The organism is Photobacterium chitinilyticum (assembly GCF_004104355.1).
Lineage (GTDB): Bacteria > Pseudomonadota > Gammaproteobacteria > Enterobacterales > Vibrionaceae > Photobacterium > Photobacterium chitinilyticum.
Window position 1 is genome coordinate 306,680 of the sequence record NZ_RJLM01000002.1, and the last position, 19,603, is coordinate 326,282.

Below are 19,603 nucleotides of genomic sequence, written 5' to 3' on the forward strand. Positions count from 1 at the left end.
AGCTCCCCTGAGGCGAGAATATGCACATAAGCACTTTGTTGTATAAAAAATTGCGATTGACGAAAGAAAAATGCGAGAGGGGTATGATTCTGTAGTGTTTGAGTGGTGAGGCTTCTTGGTGGGGCGTGATCAGGCCCAATACTAATTACTTTTCGAATGAAATCTTAGTTTTATCAGTAAAAAGCTAGAATTAATCGCTTTAGTCACATTTCTGTTTTATATCCAATCATACTATCCGATAATTCCAGTTAATAATGAAAAGTTAGCATTAATCACTGCCTTTTAGTGTTAAATGTGAAATTATTAACCTGTTAAAGATTATTTAAAGAAGTTAAATATTAATGAGGTTGTATGTTATCAATAATTATTGCGCTTGTTGTCACTTGTCTGGTGGCCAGGTTCGTACTTAAAGGCTACAAAGCGCAGGCTGTATTACTTGCAGGCGGTATTGTTCTCATGATTGCCGCGATTTTAATCGGCCAAGATCTTCCATTACCCGAAGCGGCATCTACCGGTTCAAAATGGCTTGATATTTTTCAGTTCATCAAAAACACCTTTTCCAGCCAGAGTGCAGGGCTTGGTTTAAAAATTATGGCGATTGCAGGCTTTGCCGTTTATATGCATGAAATAGGCGCGTCAGAAGCGTTGGTTAAAGTACTTACCCGTCCCTTGGTTAAGATAAAACATATGCCTTATATGTTTATGGCGATGTGTTTTATTATCGGAGAATTCCTGTCTATTTTCATCACGAGTGCTTCTGGACTAGGGGTGCTGTTAATGGTTACGCTGTATCCATTGATGCGTAGTGTTGGGCTTAGCCGTTTATCGGCATGTGCACCGATTGCCACTGCGGTCGCCGTCGAAATGGGGCCTGGGCAAGGGAATGTAAACTTTGCAGCCGAAATTATAGGTATTGATGTTGTTGACTATGTTGTTGATTATCAACTGGTCGTTGCCTTTGCCGCCTTGTTGGTTGTAGCGATACTTCATATTATTATTCAAAAGCATTTTGATCTAAAAATTGGCCACATTGCCAGCGAGCACCGTCATCTTGGCGAATCAGAGTTAAACACCGAGCAGAGTGATAACAAGGAAGAAGCACCCGCGATCTACGCTATCCTTCCGGTCATCCCTTTAGTGCTTATTTTTACCTTTAGTAAATTAGTTATTACCACGATAAAAATGGATGTTACGACGGCGATGTTTGTATCGTTGGTTGTCACATTAATATTTGAATTCTTCCGCCGCCACAGTGCAATGGCCGTTGTTGATTCAATCCAGCACTTTTTTGATGGTATGGGCCGACAATTTGCCAACGTGGTCACGTTCATCGTTGCCGGTCAAACATTTGCCCAAGGATTAAAAGCGATTGGCGCGATTAATGTCATCGTTAACTCAGCAGAAACCGCAGGCTTTAGCCCTGTATTAATGACCATCGTCATGGTTTTGATCATCATGATTTCCGCTATATTAATGGGCTCAGGTAATGCTGCCTTTTTCTCTTTCGCGAATCTGGTACCAGACATTGCCGCCAAAATGGGCATCGCCCCTGTAATGATGTTATTACCGATGCAGTTTGTTGCTGGGATGAGCCGAAATATATCCCCTATCGCTCCTAACATGGTCGCCATTGCGGGTGTAGCAGACACCTCACCATTTGAGTTAGCCAAGCGAACAGCCATCCCAATGCTTGGTGGTATTATGATTTCAGTGGTCGTCAGTATTATGAGTTTCTAATCAACTAAGTTAACCCCCATGGAACGATGGTGGGTATTCCTGTGCAACTATCTGAACAATGACAGAAACGGCCCTGAAGCAATTCGGGGCCGTTTCATTATTGGATGACAGCTTCTAATAGCTCGCTTCTATCTCATTGGCCTTATGGAAAGCCGGATGAGTGCTTAGCTGCTGGGCATAAGCGGCGATATTCGGGAAACTGTCCAGTGTATTGTTGTTTGCTAATATCTCGACAATAAAAGACATCATAATGTCAGCTCCTGTGAGCTTATCGGCCACCAGGTAGCGCTTGTCCTGAAGTGACTGGTCAAAATAGCTCACGACCTTGACGGTTTCAGCATCGGCGTAACCTGCAAGGAAGTTGGTCTCGCAACCATCTTTGTCAACGAACATTTTCAGCAATAAAGGAAGAATGGCTGAACTCTCGGCAAAATGCATCCACTGCGAATACTCGACGAAATCTTGAGTACCTTTTGCTGGCGACAATTGCCCCGAGGCATGTTTTTCGATGAGATACTCTGTGATGGCACCTGACTCGGTGATCACTAAATCGTCGTCCTCAATTACAGGAGACTTGCCCAGCGGGTGAACAGCCTTAAGCTCGGGCGGCGCAAGAAAAGTTACACTGTCTCGCTGGTAAGGTACGATTTGGTAGTCAAGACCTAACTCTTCCAACAACCAGATAATACGTTTTGAGCGGGACTTATTAAGGTGATGCAATTTGATCATTGGTTTCATCCTTTGAATGCTTATAGTGGCTGATTGATCTGGATAACCAGCTTGCCGAAATTCTTGCCTTCCAATAAGCCGATGAATGATTCAGGAGCTTTATCTAGCCCTTTCACCAAGTGCTCCCGATACTGGATTTTGTCTTCAGATAGCCACTGCGTCATATCTTGAGCGAATTCGTTATAGCGATGTGCGTAGTCATCAAAAATAATGAAACCTTGCATTCTAATGCGTTTGACTAAGATAGTCCCCATCAGCATAGACATGCGATCCGGCCCTTCAGGCAGAGAGGTTGCGTTGTATTGGGAAATCAAACCGCATACCGGTACACGGGCCCCAGTGTTGAGCAGTGGTAATACCGCATCAAACACTTTGCCACCGACATTTTCGAAATAGACATCAATACCGTTGCTACACACAGCCTGTAGCTGTTGCTCGAAATCGTCTGCCTTGTGATCAATACATTCATCAAAGCCCAGTACTTCCTTGGCGTAACGACACTTTTTTTCGCCACCGGCGACACCGACAACACGGCAGCCTTTGAGTTTGCCGATTTGTCCAACAGTCGCGCCTACCGGACCAGTTGCTGCCGCTACTACCAACGTATCACCTGGCTTTGGCTGGCCGATATCGAGCAAACCCATATAGGCCGTAAAACCGGGCATCCCCATAATGCCTAATGCATAGGATGGGGCTGCTGGTTGTTTGCCTAGCTTAAGCAGGCCTTCACCATCGGAAACGCAGTAATCTTGCCAGCCGGTATAGGCAAGTACCCACTCGCCAATTTCAAATTCAGGGTTATTTGACTCGGCGACTTGGCAAACAGTTGCGCCCACCATTACATCATTGACCGCCACAGGATCAGCGTAAGATTTTGCGTCGCTCATGCGTCCGCGCATATACGGATCAAGCGAGAGGTAGACGCTGCGAAGTAGTACTTCGCCGTTTGCCGGAACGGGCTTTGTAACGGTTTCCAAGCGGAAGTTGTCTTGTGTTGGAGCGCCTACTGGTCGTGAAGCCAATACAATACGTGAGTTGATGCTTTGGGTATCTGTCATTGGAAATTCCTTGTTGAATCTCTACTTACACTAGAAAGCCTGGTCTGATTAGACCGGTCGTCTAGTGGGTGGTTAAAAAAATCCCCGTCCTCAAAAGGGCGGGGCTATTTGATTCGTTAGTCGTTTAACAGCAAGCTTCGCCAGCCAATATTTTCTTGGTAGTTTCCATGGCGAGCTCTAGGCTCGCTTGATTCTGAGTGAGTTTTCTCATCAAGCTGGCACCAATCCAAAGGTTATAGAGTAGCTGAGCGGTTTCTTGGCTATTGCCCACAGTCACTGAGCCCTCTTTGTTGCCATCTTCAATACATTGGCTGATCGCTGAAATAATACTGGTGGCACCTTTTAGTAGCGCCAAACGCATCGGATCAGATAGATCGGACACTTCGGCAGTCAATTTAACGACTAGGCATTTTTGTGCCCCGCAGACTCCCTCCTGAACATCTATCCAGCGTTGCCAATAGCCGATAAGACGATCGTAAGCAGATCCGTCGTTGCTGCAGAGCAGGGCATTCAAGCGTTCTAAATAGTTGGTGAAGTAGCCATTGATCAAGGCCTCACCAAACTGTTCTTTTGACTTGAAGTAGTGATAAAACGAGCCCTTTGGCACTTCTGCATGCTTTAAGAGCTGTGACAAACCAACATTTGAAAATCCCTTAGCCACGATCAAGTCGTAACCAGTATCAAGAATATGTTGGCGAGTTTCTTTAGTTTGTACGTTCATGAGGCAAGAATAAAATAAACTAGACCAGTCGTCTAGTCTTTTGTGATGTATTGAAATTCGTTCAGCATTATAAGCCTAAAGTCATTGAACAGATGCCCTTGAGAACAAGCCTCTAGGTTGATGGCTGTTTGGAGATAGCAGCTTTCGGCCAGTAATAACCGAGGTAATTCCACCCTACCCAGATGACCAGGCCAGTCGCGACTGTCAGTTCAAAGAGCCCCAGGTTTCCAAGCCAGGCCCAATGAGGATAATCGATTATCAGCCATTGGGTTAGGCGTTCAATGGCGACGGCACTGATTACCGAAGGGAAAGTGACCGCCGCGATAGAGGGTTGAAAGCGCTGCTTGAGCAGGTTGAAGTAGCATAGATAGACCAGGATGGTCATGGTAATGCCGACACCGGCCAGTGCGCCAGTCAGTACCGGATCTGGTTGTTCGACGTTGAGCAGGTAGGCGGTAAGGGACAGATTAACTGGCGCCGCCATAATTGCCAGTGTCGGCCTTGCCGGGCGCGGAAGGCGACCGGCAAAGCAGAGCCGGTATAGCACAACGGGTAGCATCAGGAAGTAGATACCGACACAGGTATTGGTCATGGTAATGGCAAAATCAGTATGTCCCAATTGCGGGCCAGCCAGAGTGCCGCTGATTGCCCCGACCGGATACAGAAACCAGCTTGGGTACAGGTTAGTCAGGCGGAATCGGCTTAGCTGGAAACAGAAAAAGTAGATCAGCATGGCAAAGTGGAGCATCAGTGCCGGATACCAAAGCAGGCGGGCACTTTCAATATGAATAGAAGACAGATAGTCGGCCAGTACCAGCATGGTCATTGTTACCGGTGCCATCAGACTACCATAGAGAGGATGACGAAGATCCTGGAAAAAGCATTGTGGATTGAGCAGGTATTTGATAATGACTGGTGCTAGCAGGCATGCGCCGACAAAAGCACAGAAGCTGCGGATCATCTCCCCGCCACCCGGTAAAAACAGTGACCAGGCAAGTCCGGTCCCTGTTGTTGCCAGTGCTAATGCAGCCTGTGCCGTGGGCACATGTTTCACAGCATTCCCTATTGCCACCATGAAATCCCTATTCCTACTCCAATGAACAGCTCGTGATGTGATGTTGAATCTTACACCAGATTGGTGATAAAAAGCGCTCCTTTGATTTAAGTCAAAAAGTGCTGTCGGTCACGTTTCAAACAGCTTTTTCTATAAATTGAAGTTGCGAAAAGTAGATTTTCATACCATATTTAATATGAAGCTTGTGATGAGCTGTTTCTTGCTTAGCTTCTGGAGGATTAAGCCGTATTCATAGGGCTCAAGGGCGCAAGTTTCGTGTTGATGCTGATGTGAATCAACGTTAACAAAGCGAAAAGCTAAGTGCTTATTGCTTAGTGACTTACAATTTGGTTAAGTGACAAAAACATATAAATACTTCTTCGCCAATTGATAAAGATGTCCGATTTAAAGAAGTGACTGTATCGGGCACGGCATACTCAACGTAATGAGTGGCGAAGCCTCAAGATGTAAACGTACATCGTAAAAGCCTTACGTGTGCTGAGTAGGTAGACTAAGGTGAGAAAAAATATAATTAAGCCGCACTGCAATGGTGCGGCTTTTCATGTCTTTAGCCCCTTCCGAATAGGCCAAAGGCATCGCAGGCTCTCCCAAAGGTCATCTAAAAGTGAGCATCCCTATGGTATTCGGATGACTGCATATTGCTCCCCTGCTCAGTGAGTTCTTGTGGGACTATCCGGATATAAAGCTGCCCCTGTCGATGGATGACAGAGTGACCGATCTGGTGGATGAGGGGCTAGACATGGTGTTGAGGATTGGTGCCTTGTCGGATTCGAATCTGATTGCCCGCAAGTTGTCGCCGTGTCGCAGTGTGATCTGTGCATCTCCGGGATACCTTAAAAGCCAGAGCTGGTAAACACAAGAATATGGTTAAGCAGCGGTGAACGAACAGCCTGTTTAACGAAGTGAATCATTGGGTAATACGAATAAGCATGAAAAGAGTACTCATTATTGGCAATTCAGGCTCGGGGAAGAGCTGGTTATCGTCCCGTTTGTCGTCATTGTTGCAAGTGAAAGAAGTTAACCTCGATAGCGTTGTTTGGGAGCCTGGAGGGTACAATCAAAAACGTTCCCAAGAGTCGATAGATCGCGAGTTAGAAAAGCTTTCCACCGAATCGAGCTGGGTTGTCGAGGGGGTGTTTGGCGCTTTGGCCGAGAAGTTAGTTTCTTCAGCAGATACGTTAATTTTTTTGGATCTTGACTGGCCTTTGTGTGAGCAATCATTGTTATCACGAGGATCGGAGAGTTCAAAGCAATTGGATCATGAATTAGCGGAGGAGAATTTCCGGGCACTTCTAAAATGGGCGTCCGAATACGGTTCGAGAACATCGAAAAGTTCACGCGAATTTCATCACCATTTGTATGCTGGCTTTAAGGGCACTAAGTTACATTTCACAACTCGCGAGGAAGTTAACGCCTATGTTGTCTCTGCAACATGCTAATTAGAGCATGAAGGCTTCAAATTCAGATCAGCACCCAGAAGTGTTCTATGCCGCCCAGTGTTGGGCGGCATTTTTCATGTGATCGCAGAGGTTTCTAAATTTTTACTCACTTAAAGTGATGACGGGGAGTGCATCCCAAATTTTGGGTTCTGATTTATCGTTACCTGTGAAATTCCACGGTCCCTTTTGGGTGTCTAACGGACGGTAGACGGCCGATAATCCGTCGATATCCCATGTCGTGACATAGATGCTGATACCGTTAAGCGAGTTGGGGCGGCCAAGAGCATCACTGGCAAAATCGAGATAAATTGCTCTGTTAGCCTTATCGACCGTGACAACCGGGGCGGGTGAGACTGTTTCTCCCCATGTTTGTGAGTCTGCACCTGTTGAACTATAGATTGAGCTTTGCCAGCCAAATATCACTGCGTTTCGGTTCCAAGTGCCAGAAGGCATTTCGGCATTAAGCTTAGGCAGTGTTGTTAAGCCCTTCTCACTTTCATCGGGCAAACCAAGAAAAACCGAAAAGCCGACATGATCAAAGCCGTTGGGCGGTAGCCAGCTGTTGGTGACGTTATCCATGGTCATTTTTAAGCGAACGTTGCTGCCTACGGTATAAACCTCTGCCTTTTCAATCGAGAGCTGGTTCTTGTCTTTATTGAAAGAGGGATCAGTGGGTAGAGAATATGAGCCGTATGGTCCGCCACTACCATCTTGGGCATCGCCTGCATCATCAATGATTTTCTCGGGTGTGTCTGCCCATGACAGATCAGAAGTAAACGCAATATCTTTTGTTCCAGTTTTCGCTTCTGGGTAGTAAATCGCAAAGCGGTGCTGTTGCTCCCCGATAGCAAAATGACGTATTGAAATTGTTGTTTTCCAATCCCCGCTAGCATCAACAGCTATGTCTTTTGCCACGGCCAAGTTACCATCGACGACCAGTTTTAACATCGCATTGGGTGTTGCTGTTCCGGTAATTTCGGTGTTTCGTGTTATCACCGATTCTTTCCAGTCGCCATTTAACTCGACGGTTGCCTTCGGGGTCTCGACATTACCGCTTTTAGCTGTTTTGAAATAAATCACAGCAGATTTTGGTGCGAGTTCAAGGCTGACTTCACCATGATTATCGGTTGTTAGTGTTTCTGGTGCGGCTTGCCAGTTAGATTGAATCTTCCGTTCAAAAACCGTTCCTGCGTCTTGTTCTAGATCTAGCTGGTTTAACAGCATAGGGGATGAAGAGGTATTCATGACTACGAACACTTCATCATCATTTAGGCGACGAGTGAAACTGAATATACCGGCTCCCGCTTTATCACTGGCGATGACTTTCAATTCTCCTCGCGTTAAGACTTTGTTTTCAGTCCGAAGCTGGGCCAATGATTGAATAAATCGGTACATTTTATTGTCTGAATCGAAAGAATCGGCAAGTTGACCGTCTGTACGGTAGCCGCCGTTAAACATACTGTCGCGGCTGTTGACGATCGCTTGCTCAGTACCCTGATAGATAACCGGAATACCGGGTACTGTCATCATGGTAATTAAAGCCTGCTGCATATCTTCCGGGCTAGCCTGGGACAAGAAGCGCGGCATATCATGGTTATCGATAAAGTTAGGCATGATGTAAGGGTTAGGGAACATCTCCATCATACGCTCTAGACGGAAGCGTAAATAATCCGTTGGCTGGCCTGATGCAAAAACACGGGTCATGGTGGTCTGCAGCGGGAAGTTCAATACAGACGTTAACTGCGCCGGAGAGCCATTCTCACCAATATAGGTGAGCATTTTTTCTTCGCCTTCTGTCTTGTACGGCGTAGAGGCTTCAAAGACTTCACCAAAGGTTAGGAAATTATCACGACCTGTTTCTTTGGCTTGTGATAAGACGCCGTCTTCACTGTGGAAAAAATCGTTCCAGAAATCGTGCTCGACAAACTTTGCGGTATCTACTCGATATGCATCTACGCCGACGTCTTTGATCCATTTGCGGTAGCTTTCTTTTAGGTACTTTCTGACTTCAGGATCCGAGGTATTGAGATCATCTAAATCAGAGAGTTGCCATGTTTTTTCTTGTATCGGATTCTTGTGATCGGTAATGCTTGGTGTCCAATGATAACTACCTGTGCCGTCGTCTTTGCACTGATTCTGATTTAATGGGTATGGTAGGGGTTGGTTTGCAGCCAATGCGCTGTCAATGAGACGGAAACCGGTACAAGGGTTTGAAGCATCATAATTGTACGGGTTATCGTAAGTGAAAAAGTTACCAACATGATTCGTTACAATATCTTGAATGAGGAACATATTTCGGCTGTGTATTTCACGAGAAAGAGCTTGGTAGTCTTCTAGGTCTCCGAAATGCTTATCTACTTTCTGAAAATCACGCGCCCAGTAGCCATGATAACCGCCGTAATTTTGTTCAGAATCCCACCATTGATTAGCTACGGGGGGAGTGATCCAGATAGAGGTTGCCCCTAAATCCTGGATGTAGCTAAGTTGATCGGTTACGCCTTGTAGATCGCCACCGCTGAACTTCTTGTCTGATGTCGGGTCATATTCATTCTGGCCTTGGTCATTATTCTGGCTATTACCATCATTAAATCGATCGATCATCAAAAAGTAGATGACCTGGTCTTGCCAGTCAGGTGATGCCACTTGATTATCAACTGGCGCCACAGCATTATTGTCTTTTTCGATGGCTTTACTGTCTGAGTGACAGCCGGTAAGAGCGAGTGCTATCGATAATGTCAAAAACTTAATATTATTCAGTGTTTTATATTTTTTGTGTTCCACGTTTAAATTTCCCGTCTACAAATCTGCGTAAACAGTAATGGAAATCTAATACGATGAGAGTGTCACTTCGCGCCAAGTTATTGGTTGTGGCGTGTCATCTGACGATAAATTTGAGCTTGTTATCATTTATGTTGGCTATGACAGTGGTGAGCTGAATAGATAGCCTTGTTGATAATTATCACACCGTAGATGTTCGCCTTGCTGTGAAATTAATTCAAAATGGCATTTCTGAGGGGATTCGGCTAGAAACGTAGATAGAGACCATGATGAAAAGTGACGGTTTTGGGCCGTTTTTGTCATTGCCCAATGGTTGTTTTCGTGAGTATCAATATGACAACGGATGATTTCAATATCTGGCAGACGGCATGCTAGCTGTATAACAACACGGAAACCGTTCATTTCGGGCACAACGACAAGGGCTGGGACGACAATAATAGGATGGCCTAGCAAAATCGGCTCGTCGACAAGAAAGTTGCGTTGAAGGTTATCATCGATGAATTGATTGCCGTCGACTTCGTAACATAAGCGAAAACGCAATGGATGGGCGACAGGTAGATTTGCCGTTGACCAAAGTTCTATGCCGTCAGCCAGAAAGTAATCAAAAAAGGCCGGGTATCGACGCCAGACACCATCTCTGTCTTCACATTCTACCGCCACTTTTTTTTCAAATGCGATGTTGTCAACTTCAATCCAGACTCGGCTACTTTGGCCTTGTTTGCCTGTACTCGATTCGATCACGGCTGTCGCATAGTGCAACCGGATGGGATTTTTTCGCTGGATGACTCGGTTGGTTCGGCATTGCTCACGGTACATTTGGGGCGAAAATGGATACCATTTTCGAAATGCGCGGTGGAAGTTCGAAGGGTCATCATAACCGAGCTGGTTTGCGATGTTGGAAACGCTAATTTGTGTATCGGCAAGCAGGCGTAAAGCGATGGATTTTTTCTCGCCATCAACCAATGTGGTGAAGTTGATCTGTTTTTCTTGCAGGCGCCGCTGCAGTGTTCTGGGTGATAAGCCGAGATGAACGGCTAAGTCGGATAAACGTAAAGGTGAACGGATGTCATCATGGATACGTTTTTTCAATCGGCAGACCAGATCTTCTTTCTCAATACGGACGTGCTGAAGCAGTAAAAAAAACTGCTTGGCGAGAGAAAATAACTTGGGGTCAGGGGTTGCACTTACCTGAATCTCTTGATGGTCAAAATGCATTTGTAGCGACTCTCCGTATTCGTTGCGAATTAAAGAGTTGCGTTGGCCAGGGGTTTGCATCCAAGTATGCGTTAAGTTAGTAAATGAAGAAACGTGCTCGAGTAAATCTTGGGTCAGGTAATGTACCCACAAAGGCAATTCAGTATTTGTTCGTGATTTAAAATGTAGCGATAGGCCGTCATAGCGAGATGCGGGTTCAACATAGATTGTGCGATCGTACAATGACACAGATTTGCTCCACCAAAGTAACCCTTCTTTGATTGTCGGGGCAGTTAACAGCAAGAGGTGTTGCAGGGATAGTAATTCCTCAATGTACCAATGATCATGCCCAATGCGAAAATAGGAACTGCCTACGGCTTGAGAAAACATTACGGAGAAAGTTTTTTTGGAACCCACGATTTTTCCCTGGTCAGGATTACATGCGCGTATTTTAGCGAAACCGTTCCTGTGGCGCATGATTTTGTTTCAATATTTCCCTATGTCAAAGGAGATAAATTTAGAGTGCTATTGCAAGTAAGGCTTTGTCTCAACGTGAGCCCCGAGAATAAAAGTATCGGGGCTCAAGATATACCATTAATGCTACTAGAGGTTTTGGATAAACGTCGCTTCCTGCAGCTCAGGTGCCTCTGATTGGTTTGACGGTGATTTTACCGCGCCAAGTTCCAGCAATAGATGTCTGACTAATATGGCATAGATAAACATCATTGGCATGCCAGCGACTACACACAATGATTTAATCGTATTAATGCCCCCGCCACACAGAAACACACTGAAGCTGATGAGCGCGATGGCTCCGGCCCACAGTAGCCTAACCTTGTTATCAGGGTCGCCATTCAAAGCCAGTTCGTTAGTCGTTAGCATTGCTGTCGCGACGCTTGCGCTCGACATGGTAGTGAGCATTAAGAAGAACTGGATAACCAAAAATAGGGCCAGAATAGCGGATTTTGCGGGTAATGTTTTTATTAGGGATACCACGGCAAAGGTTAAACCGCCATCGGTCATCCATTCTTGAACAGGGAAGCCGCCGATTAACTGAGCCCATACGGCATAGCCGCCAAAAATAGAGATAAAGAATGTGCAGCCAAGAGAGCCCATAGAAATCGCATACAAGATAACTTCCCGAATGGTTCTTCCTCTGGAGATCCGAGTAATGAACAATCCCATCATAATTAGGTAGGCGTAATACCAGAACCAATAATACTGGGTCCAGCCCTGAGGGAAACCGCTTTGCTGTACCGGATCAGTCCATAGCGACATTCTGAAGAAGTTATCCAGCATTACCCCGATTGAGTCGGTGAAATTATTAAGGATAAACTGGGAATTTGAGGAGAACAGAACAAATAAAGCAAACCCGATGGCAATCGTGACGGTGTAATCGGATACTTTGCTGATCCCCTGATTAAACCCGACCAGCATTACGCAAAGCAGGGCAATTACAAACAGCAGGATAATACTGCCTTGCAACAGTAACCCATTTTCAATACCCAGCAACTCAGATGCCCCTGCGCTAAGCAAGGTAACAGTCAGTGCCAGTGAGCTGGCGAAAGCCGCCAGTGTTCCAAAGATCGCTAGGAGGTCGATGGTCTTTGCGACGATAGGGTGCTCGCCGACGATTGAAGCGCACAGCGTGGATAGTTTCAGGGTACGCTTCTTCTGTACATAGAATGCGTAGGCAAAAGGAATCGCCGGGAAGCAGTAAATAGCCCAGCCGGTGATCCCCCAATGGAATATTGAGTAGGTAACACTCCATGCGGCGGCAGAATAGCTGTTTGGCTCTGCAAAAAGAGGAGGGGACTGTAAGTAATACATGGGCTCACCAATACCCCAGTAGATAAGGGATGCCCCGACCCCTGCAGTAAAAATCATGCCGCCATATGAAAAATTACTGTATTCAGGCTTTTCCTCTCCGAGCTGGATGTCCCCATATCGAGAGAATGCCAGCCAGAATAAAAAGCCAACCAGTGCCAGGCTGCCAAGTTCAACTATCCAGCCGAACCATGTGGTCACAAAAGCCATTGCCCCATTTGCCATCGCCTGCGATTGCTCTGGGTAGGTAGAGGAGATAACGAGCAAGGCAAGTACAAGTACGATTGCTGGCAGAGCCAGGCCATAATTAAGATTCTTCAAGCGTATCTCTCCATTCAGCGATAGCCTGAATATGGTCAGGGCCGATTCCACAGCATCCGCCTATAATGGTGGCGCCAAGTTCGTACCAACGCTTGGCGAACACCAGATAATCTTCAGGCGAGAGCTCGCGCATGGATTGCAATGTGTCGTTGGCCTGATGGTCAGGTTGAATCGGCGTGAAGTTGTTGGCATAGACACCAATTTCAACATCGACACCATATTGCTCTATTACCGCCTTTGCATCCTTGATAGCCTGCTCCATCACTTCGGGAACGGAACAGTTAAATAAAATACCTTTGCCGCCGGCAAAGCATACCAGTGCAGTCGCAATGCTGACGGGCTGTCCCGATCTCAACGTCGCATCATTCTCGGTGTCATCTTGCAGGGAGAAGGAGTAGTACCTGTCTTTGCTAGAGTTTTTCAATACAGAATGGATTACCTCAAACTCCTGCAGGCTAGAAATTGTTTCAGCAATCCACAGGTCAACATGGGGCTCCTGCGCATCAAAAAGTACAGTGAAGATTTTTTTTGCTTCATCAGCCTTAAATAGATCTGGGCGATAGCTACCGAAAGCTGGCGGCATTGCGCCGGCGACATGAACAGGGTTATTACGGTTAGTGTGTTCATCTTGTGCAACAGACTGAGCGATAATAGCAGCCCGACGAGCCAGCAGAGCGCCGTCTGTTCTATATAGCTCATCGCCAAGATGAAAGGGGACGCAGGCATAGCTGTTGGCGATGATAATTTCAGCGCCAGAATCAATAAAATTCTGATGGGCTTTACGAATATGATCGGGCGATTCAATAAGCGCCTGTGCGCTCCATAGGGGTTGTGAAAATGGTGCGCCAATGCGTTTAAGCTCGCGGCCCATTCCACCATCGAGAATGGATAACTTCTTCATAATAGAGTTTCTATACAACTTAATTTATAGCTGCTATTAAACATATAGTGTGATCAAGACAAAATTGAAATGTACTCAAAGAGAGCATGAGGAAAATTCAAGTCGATAAGTTTTGCCGAAAAGTCGTATACAGGTCAGTACGTCAATATCCTTAATGGTCTAAAAATCCTACAATTAGCATTGCAATTGATAAGTTTATGTTTTTAATGGGTTAAATAAGTTTATCCACAAAAACAGTGGGTAACTTTATGGTAAATGTCGCAGCGTGTTGATTGTTTATTCGGCGTTTAAAACGGAGCTAAATATAATCAACCTAGTTGCTGGCAGCACAGTATAGTTGTGCGGTGTCGGTATCCGTTGTTTATATAAAATCCACACAGGGCGTTTTAACATTGATTTATCTTGGTCTTAACACTGGTATCCTAGATACAGAGCACTGACTTGGCTTGCATACTCATTGGAGTTGATAAAGTATGTACCATACAAGCTTGAATATGCATATAGTTTGCATCTAATGGGCTGTTTTATAAGTGGTTTGCAAGGTTGGCTTGAAAGGCGTTGCACTTCTGGGTAAGTATGATTTGAGCTGGGTCATAAATCTCTATAATATGCGCAAGCAGTATTTTGGCATACCTGTTGCCTTTGCTATTTTGTATTAGAAATGAAAATAATTATAACGTTAAGGTTGCAGTATGTTTAACCCTACCCGTGCTCTGAATATTCGAACGACGCTATTTACCGTCTTTATTATTCCAACAACTTTGCTTTTGGTATTTATTGGCATACAGATAAAAGATGCCAATGATCAGCTAGCTTATGCCGAGCTTTCTCAAGAAACGGTAGAGCTGTTTAACCTTTATGATAATGTCGCGCATCAGTTTGCCGTCGAACGAGGTCTGACGGCTGGTGTGATCGCGGCAAAAGGCCAAAGCAAGCAGAGTGATAAGCTGCAAAAACAGCGACATGCTGCAGACGTTGCCTACAATAACTTATTGGCTTTCCAACCTGAAAGTTTGGATCCCGCAGTGGTTACGACTTTGCTGAGTGAAGTCAAAGCAGAACTGGATCAGCGACAAAATATTCGCTCTCAGGTCGATAGCCGGAACTTGGTTGATTCACCCTTTGCTTATTATTCGAATGTGAACCGGCTGTCACTGGATAATTTGGCTATTGTCATGTCTCTTGTCAGCAACCGTGAGCTTAAGCAGGAGCTACAGGGGTTGCTTTCATTGCTAGTGATCAAAGAGCAGGCCGGGATGGCAAGAGGGGCGCTTAATGGCGTATTTGCCGGCAAGCGTGCGACACTCGATCGGTATGCGCAGATTTCTACCTATATTAAAGCGGAGCGCTATGCACTAAGGCAGGCGGAAATGCTGTTAACTGATGAGCCGCTTAAACAACTTCAGGCCATCATGCGCCAGCCAACGTGGCAGCAGGTGATGGCTATCCAGCAGCAATTTCTGGCTCAGAAAGGTAATTTGTCAGAAGTAAACGGCCCTGAAGCCTCGGCTTGGTTTGGGTTGGCGACAGAACGTATCGGGATGGTGAAAGAGGTACGTGATAATTTAGCCGTTATCATCACTAACAAAGCGATTGAGGATCGAGCTGACGCCAGCATGATGCGCATGGTGTATATCGCCGTGACACTCCTGATTGTACTGCCGTTGATCTTACTGACAGTCCAGATAGTGAATAACGTGCGTCGTCGGGTTGAGAGTTTTACGACCCAGCTTGATCAGATGGCTTCGAATAAAGATCTGACTATCCGTCTTTCGGATGGTAGCCGAGATGAATTTGGCGAGATTGCCCAGCACTTTGACCACTTGGCGGTTAGCCTTGGTGATACCTTGAATAAGGCGTTACAGGTAGCTAGTCAGACCGAGAAAGAAATGGTCGCAATGGTGAATCTTGTCAACCAGGCCCGTGATGCCAGTGAGCAGACTCATTTACGCTGCGACAATATTGCCACCGCGATGACAGAAATGGCCCAGACCAGTGAACAGGTTGCCGATATTACCGTGGATGCCCAGCGCGGAACAGACTCGGTGAAAAATAATGCTGAATCGTGCCATAAACATAGCGAGCAGTCATTCTCTTCGACAACGACGCTGCTTGAGAGTGTAAACCAGACTTTCGATTGTATCGAAACACTGGAAAAACAAATGGGCAATGTATCGGAGATCCTCGACACTATTAATGCGATTTCTGAACAGACCAACTTATTGGCATTGAATGCGGCTATCGAGGCTGCACGTGCTGGCGAGCAGGGGCGAGGTTTTGCGGTTGTCGCCGACGAGGTCCGTACGCTGGCCCAGCGCAGCAAGCAGTCGACAGAAGATATTCGTCAGTTGCTTAGCGGTATCGGTCAAAATGCCAAGGATTCTTTCGACAATATGCAGCAAAGCCGTGAAGCCAGCTACGAGACTCAGCAAGTGGTGTCTGATACCAAGTCACTGGTTGAAAACCTGATTGTGACGGTGAATGAGATTGCCGAGTTCAATGCCAGCATTGCCACGGCGTCAAATGAGCAATCCCAAACGGCGAAAAGTGTCGATACCGATGTCGATGAGCTGCTGGAAATGGCGAGCAATACCAAGAAGACGATTTTTGATATTCAAAATGAAATGGAGCTGGTGAAGCTGCGAATGACCGAGCTGGTGGATGAGGTCAATAAGTTTACGATTAGTGGGGCTGGAGCTGGTATGAGTATGCTGATTCATCAATGATGACGAATAAAGACCAGTTTCAAACAACGAACACCGGGCTTACTGCCCGGTGTTTTTCTATGTACTGAAAGTGAGTAACGGCTAGTCGTACATTTTCCAAGCTTGTTGCTGGATCTTGGTGATGAACAAGCGAAGGTCGTTTTCTAGCGGGCGGTCTTCGCTAACGACTTCGAAGTCTTTCAGTACCGAGCTCTTCATAGCCTGTAGCGCAGGACTGAGCTGGTTTTCATCCAGCTCTCCCTGTTGCTTGCGAAGCTCCAGCGCCTGTGTGGCAGCTAACAAAGAAGCGGAAGCCACTTGTTCCGTGAGTTCGAGCACACGCAGGCAATCACGGGAGGCAATGGTCCCCATACTGACTTTGTCCTGGTTGTGACACTCGGTCGAGCGTGAGAAGACGCTGGCTGGCATTGTGTGTTTGAGTGCTTCGGCTGTCCATGCTGAAATCCCGATTTGAACAGCTTTGAGTCCGTGGTTAATGGGCTTGCGGCTACCGGTTGCACCAGTGAGGTTGAATGGCAGGCCGTTATTGAATTTGTAGTCCATCAACTGGGCCATTTGGCGATCCAGCAAGTCGGCAATATTGGCAGTGGCTGTTTTGAGTGTATCCATTGCCATGGCAATATGGCCGCCGTAGAAATGTCCGCCGTGCAAGATCCTCTCGTTATCACCATCGATAATTGGATTGTCGTTGGCACTGTTGAGCTCGTTCTCAATCAGTTGCCGCAACCACGGCAGGCTGTCTTGCAAAGCACCTATCACGTGAGGGGCACAGCGCAGTGAATAACGGTCCTGTATTCGGTCGCTGTTTCGTGGCGGCTTTGCGGCTTGCAAGTCGGCACGAACCCAGCTGGCAATTTGCTGTTGCCCCGGGTGGGGTTTGACATTAAACAGTGCTTCGTCAAAGTGGAAGTCATTGCCTTGAATGCCAACGGATACCATCGAGGTGATCCGAGTGGCGAGTTGGGCCAAATATTCAGCACGTTTATAAGCCAGGCAGGCCAATGCCGTCATGACCGATGTGCCGTTCATTAATGCCAGCCCTTCTTTGGGCTTTAGCTTGATAGGGCTAAGATCGAGCTCGGCATACACTTCTGTTGTCGGTCGGACTTCTCCTTTATAGAGAACTTCGCGTTCGCCAATCAGTGCGGCAGCGAGATAGGACAAGGGAGTCAGATCGCCACTGGCACCTACCGAGCCTTCCTGCGGGATCCGCGGCGAAATATCATGATTGACCAAGGTAACAATTTGGTTCAGCAATTCTCTGCTGACCCCCGAGACACCTTGTGACAGTGAGCAGAGCCGGGTGGCCAGTACTGCACGGGTCTGCTGATGATTAAGGTGTTCACCTAAGCCGCAGCCATGGAAGCGGGTTAAGTGGAGTGGTAGCTCGTCGACTAGCTCGGGAGGAATCGCCACAGTACAGGAATCCCCGTAACCTGTCGTTACACCGTAAATCACCCCTTCTTCCTTCAGTAAGCGCTCAAGAAAAGCCGCTCCCCGGTCAATTTTGCTCGTGAATTCCGGCGAGCTGTTTAATGCCGCCGATGCCCCATTTGCAATGTCGATGACATCTTCGATAGTCAGGCGATCGGCTCCAAAAAGGATAGAACCTGGAGTATGTACTGTCATGTTGAATTCCCACTTAAGTGTCAGAATATTAAGCGCTTATAGCGATATTAACGGTTCGCCTATCGTATATAATATGTGCTTGATTGCGTATTGTCGGAGGATTGTTTTTCGAGTCTTGTCACGTAGAAGTTACATTGTTGGAGTAATCAACAGGATGTTTTGGAGGACATTTGGGAAAGTAAAGAATAACGATGAGGAATACCGACAGGCTTAGTGACGACCTTATCGGTATTCTCTGGGTAAAACTATCAAGCAGCTTGAGTTGTTGAGATAAAGTCGGCGAGGCTGGCTACCGAAGCGAAGTGTCGACGTGCATCGGTATCATCGGCATCAATGGTAATGCTGTAGCGCTTTTTAATCGCGAGGCCGAGTTCCAGTGCATCGATAGAGTCCAATCCCAGCCCGTCATTGAACAGCGAATCATTGCTACCGATGTCGTCTACGCTAAGATCTTCAAGATTTAATGAATTGATGATGAGTGTTTTCAATTCCGTGTGTAATTGTTCCATAGCCATTTATTTCCTAATTAGTTATTAATTCAACTTGTTTTATATGTTTATTGTGCCATAACGACTTAAGTTCAGAACTGTCAGCCGTAATAAATTCGAGCCAATTAACAATGTTGATAGTCATTTCTTGTGAATGGTTGTTCATGCGCCAGAACGTTGCCAGTGCCAACATTGCGAGCCGGATGCGATTGTCCAGCTGGTTGCATCACTGACTAGCTGGCGAATCACATGCAGCGAATTGGGAACGGAAGGCTGTACCGGATTGGTATGTGGTTCCCACTGAAGCTGATACTCATCTCCTCCGGTGAGTAGCATTCCAAGCGCATAGCCCTGGTACTGACCATGATCGAAATCGCGGAAAGGCTCGGGGAGTGGCTCGTCAAAGTCAACGACGAGCACTTGATGATGAGGACATTCACCAAGATAAGCGGCTGCTTCAATTAACGCGCTATGGAGCGTATTTGGGCCAGATGCCAATGAGACTGCTGGAACAGGGCGTTTGGCGGCAATAGTAAATAGCCCGGCAGCCGTGTTATGGACTGACTGAGAGAAAATCGTTGGCGAGACGTCTTCACCTTGCAGAGTTTTCTCGATTAAAGGAATGGATCGCGTGAGCTCACCATGACGACTGGCAAAAACAATGTAGTCTATGTCCTTGCCTTCGGTAAGAGTTAGAGCGGTTTGCAGAGCGAGCTTGCTCAGGCTACTGGTGCGTCTTCGCATCATCGGCGGGATCAGATTGGCCGGAATTGCCTGTGGATTTTCCGGCCAGGTCATCTCGAGTTCGGCCCACGTTTTCCAACTATCGATATCAGTCAGGCCGGGAGACAAAGCAACCCAGTTATTTAGTTTAAAAGAAATGGAGTTCATGACAATAGCCGTTGATTACAAGTTTATGGTCATAATTGCATATGGTTGGGCGTGAATCCCTGTAGTGCTTGCTATATTTTGAGTCACTT

General features: G+C 46.4%; 15 protein-coding genes. 4 read left to right on the forward strand and 11 right to left on the reverse strand.

The window, feature by feature from the left end; genetic code table 11:
* The first annotated feature begins 351 nt into the window (after window positions 1-351).
* Window positions 352-1,737: a C4-dicarboxylate transporter DcuC gene (gene dcuC, locus EDI28_RS07510; protein ID WP_128783234.1), complete on the forward strand. Its 1,386-nt coding sequence runs from the start codon at window positions 352-354 to the stop codon at window positions 1,735-1,737.
* A gap of 114 nt (window positions 1,738-1,851) precedes the next feature.
* Here the strand turns inward: dcuC and EDI28_RS07515 are convergent, their stop codons facing one another.
* The 4 genes from EDI28_RS07515 to EDI28_RS07530 all read right to left on the reverse strand — a co-directional run bounded on the left by EDI28_RS07515 (window position 1,852) and on the right by EDI28_RS07530 (window position 5,320).
* Complete coding sequence (locus EDI28_RS07515; RefSeq protein ID WP_128783235.1) at window positions 1,852-2,466, reverse strand: glutathione S-transferase family protein; 615 nt, start codon at window positions 2,464-2,466, stop codon at window positions 1,852-1,854.
* Between the two features lie 20 nt (window positions 2,467-2,486).
* On the reverse strand, window positions 2,487-3,524 hold the full coding sequence (gene curA, locus EDI28_RS07520) for an NADPH-dependent curcumin/dihydrocurcumin reductase (protein WP_128783236.1): 1,038 nt from the start codon (window positions 3,522-3,524) through the stop codon (window positions 2,487-2,489).
* A 124-nt stretch (window positions 3,525-3,648) separates the two neighbouring features.
* The gene (locus tag EDI28_RS07525; RefSeq protein ID WP_128783237.1) at window positions 3,649-4,245 is read right to left on the reverse strand and encodes a TetR/AcrR family transcriptional regulator; all 597 of its coding nucleotides are present in this window, start codon (window positions 4,243-4,245) and stop codon (window positions 3,649-3,651) included.
* Window positions 4,246-4,357: 112 nt separating this feature from the next.
* On the reverse strand, window positions 4,358-5,320 hold the full coding sequence (locus EDI28_RS07530; RefSeq protein ID WP_128783238.1) for a TDT family transporter: 963 nt from the start codon (window positions 5,318-5,320) through the stop codon (window positions 4,358-4,360).
* 646 nt (window positions 5,321-5,966) lie between these two features.
* Between EDI28_RS07530 and EDI28_RS07535 the strand changes: the two genes are divergently transcribed.
* Window positions 5,967-6,173, forward strand: coding sequence for a LysR substrate-binding domain-containing protein (locus tag EDI28_RS07535; protein ID WP_267900006.1), 207 nt, complete (start codon window positions 5,967-5,969; stop codon window positions 6,171-6,173).
* 76 nt (window positions 6,174-6,249) lie between these two features.
* The gene (locus tag EDI28_RS07540) at window positions 6,250-6,759 is read left to right on the forward strand and encodes a P-loop NTPase family protein (protein WP_128783239.1); all 510 of its coding nucleotides are present in this window, start codon (window positions 6,250-6,252) and stop codon (window positions 6,757-6,759) included.
* Window positions 6,760-6,861: 102 nt separating this feature from the next.
* On the opposite strand, the gene EDI28_RS07545 is transcribed toward EDI28_RS07540, so the two are convergent.
* The 4 genes from EDI28_RS07545 to EDI28_RS07560 all read right to left on the reverse strand — a co-directional run bounded on the left by EDI28_RS07545 (window position 6,862) and on the right by EDI28_RS07560 (window position 13,780).
* The gene (locus EDI28_RS07545; RefSeq protein WP_233353307.1) at window positions 6,862-9,540 is read right to left on the reverse strand and encodes an alpha-amylase family glycosyl hydrolase; all 2,679 of its coding nucleotides are present in this window, start codon (window positions 9,538-9,540) and stop codon (window positions 6,862-6,864) included.
* A gap of 135 nt (window positions 9,541-9,675) precedes the next feature.
* Window positions 9,676-10,980, reverse strand: a complete 1,305-nt coding sequence (locus tag EDI28_RS07550; protein WP_164918495.1) for a helix-turn-helix transcriptional regulator — start codon at window positions 10,978-10,980, stop codon at window positions 9,676-9,678.
* Between the two features lie 354 nt (window positions 10,981-11,334).
* Complete coding sequence (locus EDI28_RS07555) at window positions 11,335-12,879, reverse strand: BCCT family transporter (RefSeq protein WP_128783241.1); 1,545 nt, start codon at window positions 12,877-12,879, stop codon at window positions 11,335-11,337.
* Entirely contained in the window at window positions 12,866-13,780 is a 915-nt protein-coding gene (locus EDI28_RS07560) for a homocysteine S-methyltransferase family protein (RefSeq protein ID WP_128783242.1), read from the reverse strand. Before EDI28_RS07560 ends, EDI28_RS07555 begins: the two co-directional genes overlap by 14 nt.
* Before the next feature lie 692 nt (window positions 13,781-14,472).
* Here EDI28_RS07560 and EDI28_RS07565 point away from each other — a divergent pair.
* Entirely contained in the window at window positions 14,473-16,506 is a 2,034-nt protein-coding gene (locus EDI28_RS07565; protein ID WP_128783243.1) for a methyl-accepting chemotaxis protein, read from the forward strand.
* A gap of 81 nt (window positions 16,507-16,587) precedes the next feature.
* On the opposite strand, the gene EDI28_RS07570 is transcribed toward EDI28_RS07565, so the two are convergent.
* The 3 genes from EDI28_RS07570 to EDI28_RS07580 form a co-directional block, all read right to left on the reverse strand.
* Window positions 16,588-18,135 (reverse strand): HAL/PAL/TAL family ammonia-lyase, encoded by a 1,548-nt coding sequence (locus tag EDI28_RS07570; RefSeq protein ID WP_128783244.1) that lies wholly within the window; start codon window positions 18,133-18,135, stop codon window positions 16,588-16,590.
* Window positions 18,136-18,383: 248 nt separating this feature from the next.
* Window positions 18,384-18,644 (reverse strand): phosphopantetheine-binding protein, encoded by a 261-nt coding sequence (locus tag EDI28_RS07575; RefSeq protein WP_128783245.1) that lies wholly within the window; start codon window positions 18,642-18,644, stop codon window positions 18,384-18,386.
* Window positions 18,645-18,785: 141 nt separating this feature from the next.
* Window positions 18,786-19,514, reverse strand: coding sequence for a beta-ketoacyl synthase chain length factor (locus tag EDI28_RS07580; RefSeq protein ID WP_128783246.1), 729 nt, complete (start codon window positions 19,512-19,514; stop codon window positions 18,786-18,788).
* Window positions 19,515-19,603 lie beyond the last annotated feature (89 nt).

Bases quoted from the DNA above. Each gene is read 5' to 3' on its own strand.
- dcuC (WP_128783234.1), top strand. From the start codon at position 352: ATGTTATCAATAATTATTGCGCTTGTTGTCACTTGTCTGGTGGCCAGG.
- EDI28_RS07515 (WP_128783235.1), bottom strand. From the start codon at position 2,466: ATGATCAAATTGCATCACCTTAATAAGTCCCGCTCAAAACGTATTATC.
- curA (WP_128783236.1), bottom strand. From the start codon at position 3,524: ATGACAGATACCCAAAGCATCAACTCACGTATTGTATTGGCTTCACGA.
- EDI28_RS07525 (WP_128783237.1), bottom strand. From the start codon at position 4,245: ATGAACGTACAAACTAAAGAAACTCGCCAACATATTCTTGATACTGGT.
- EDI28_RS07530 (WP_128783238.1), bottom strand. From the start codon at position 5,320: ATGGTGGCAATAGGGAATGCTGTGAAACATGTGCCCACGGCACAGGCT.
- EDI28_RS07540 (WP_128783239.1), top strand. From the start codon at position 6,250: ATGAAAAGAGTACTCATTATTGGCAATTCAGGCTCGGGGAAGAGCTGG.
- EDI28_RS07560 (WP_128783242.1), bottom strand. From the start codon at position 13,780: ATGAAGAAGTTATCCATTCTCGATGGTGGAATGGGCCGCGAGCTTAAA.
- EDI28_RS07565 (WP_128783243.1), top strand. From the start codon at position 14,473: ATGTTTAACCCTACCCGTGCTCTGAATATTCGAACGACGCTATTTACC.
- EDI28_RS07570 (WP_128783244.1), bottom strand. From the start codon at position 18,135: ATGACAGTACATACTCCAGGTTCTATCCTTTTTGGAGCCGATCGCCTG.
- EDI28_RS07575 (WP_128783245.1), bottom strand. From the start codon at position 18,644: ATGGAACAATTACACACGGAATTGAAAACACTCATCATCAATTCATTA.
- EDI28_RS07580 (WP_128783246.1), bottom strand. From the start codon at position 19,514: ATGAACTCCATTTCTTTTAAACTAAATAACTGGGTTGCTTTGTCTCCC.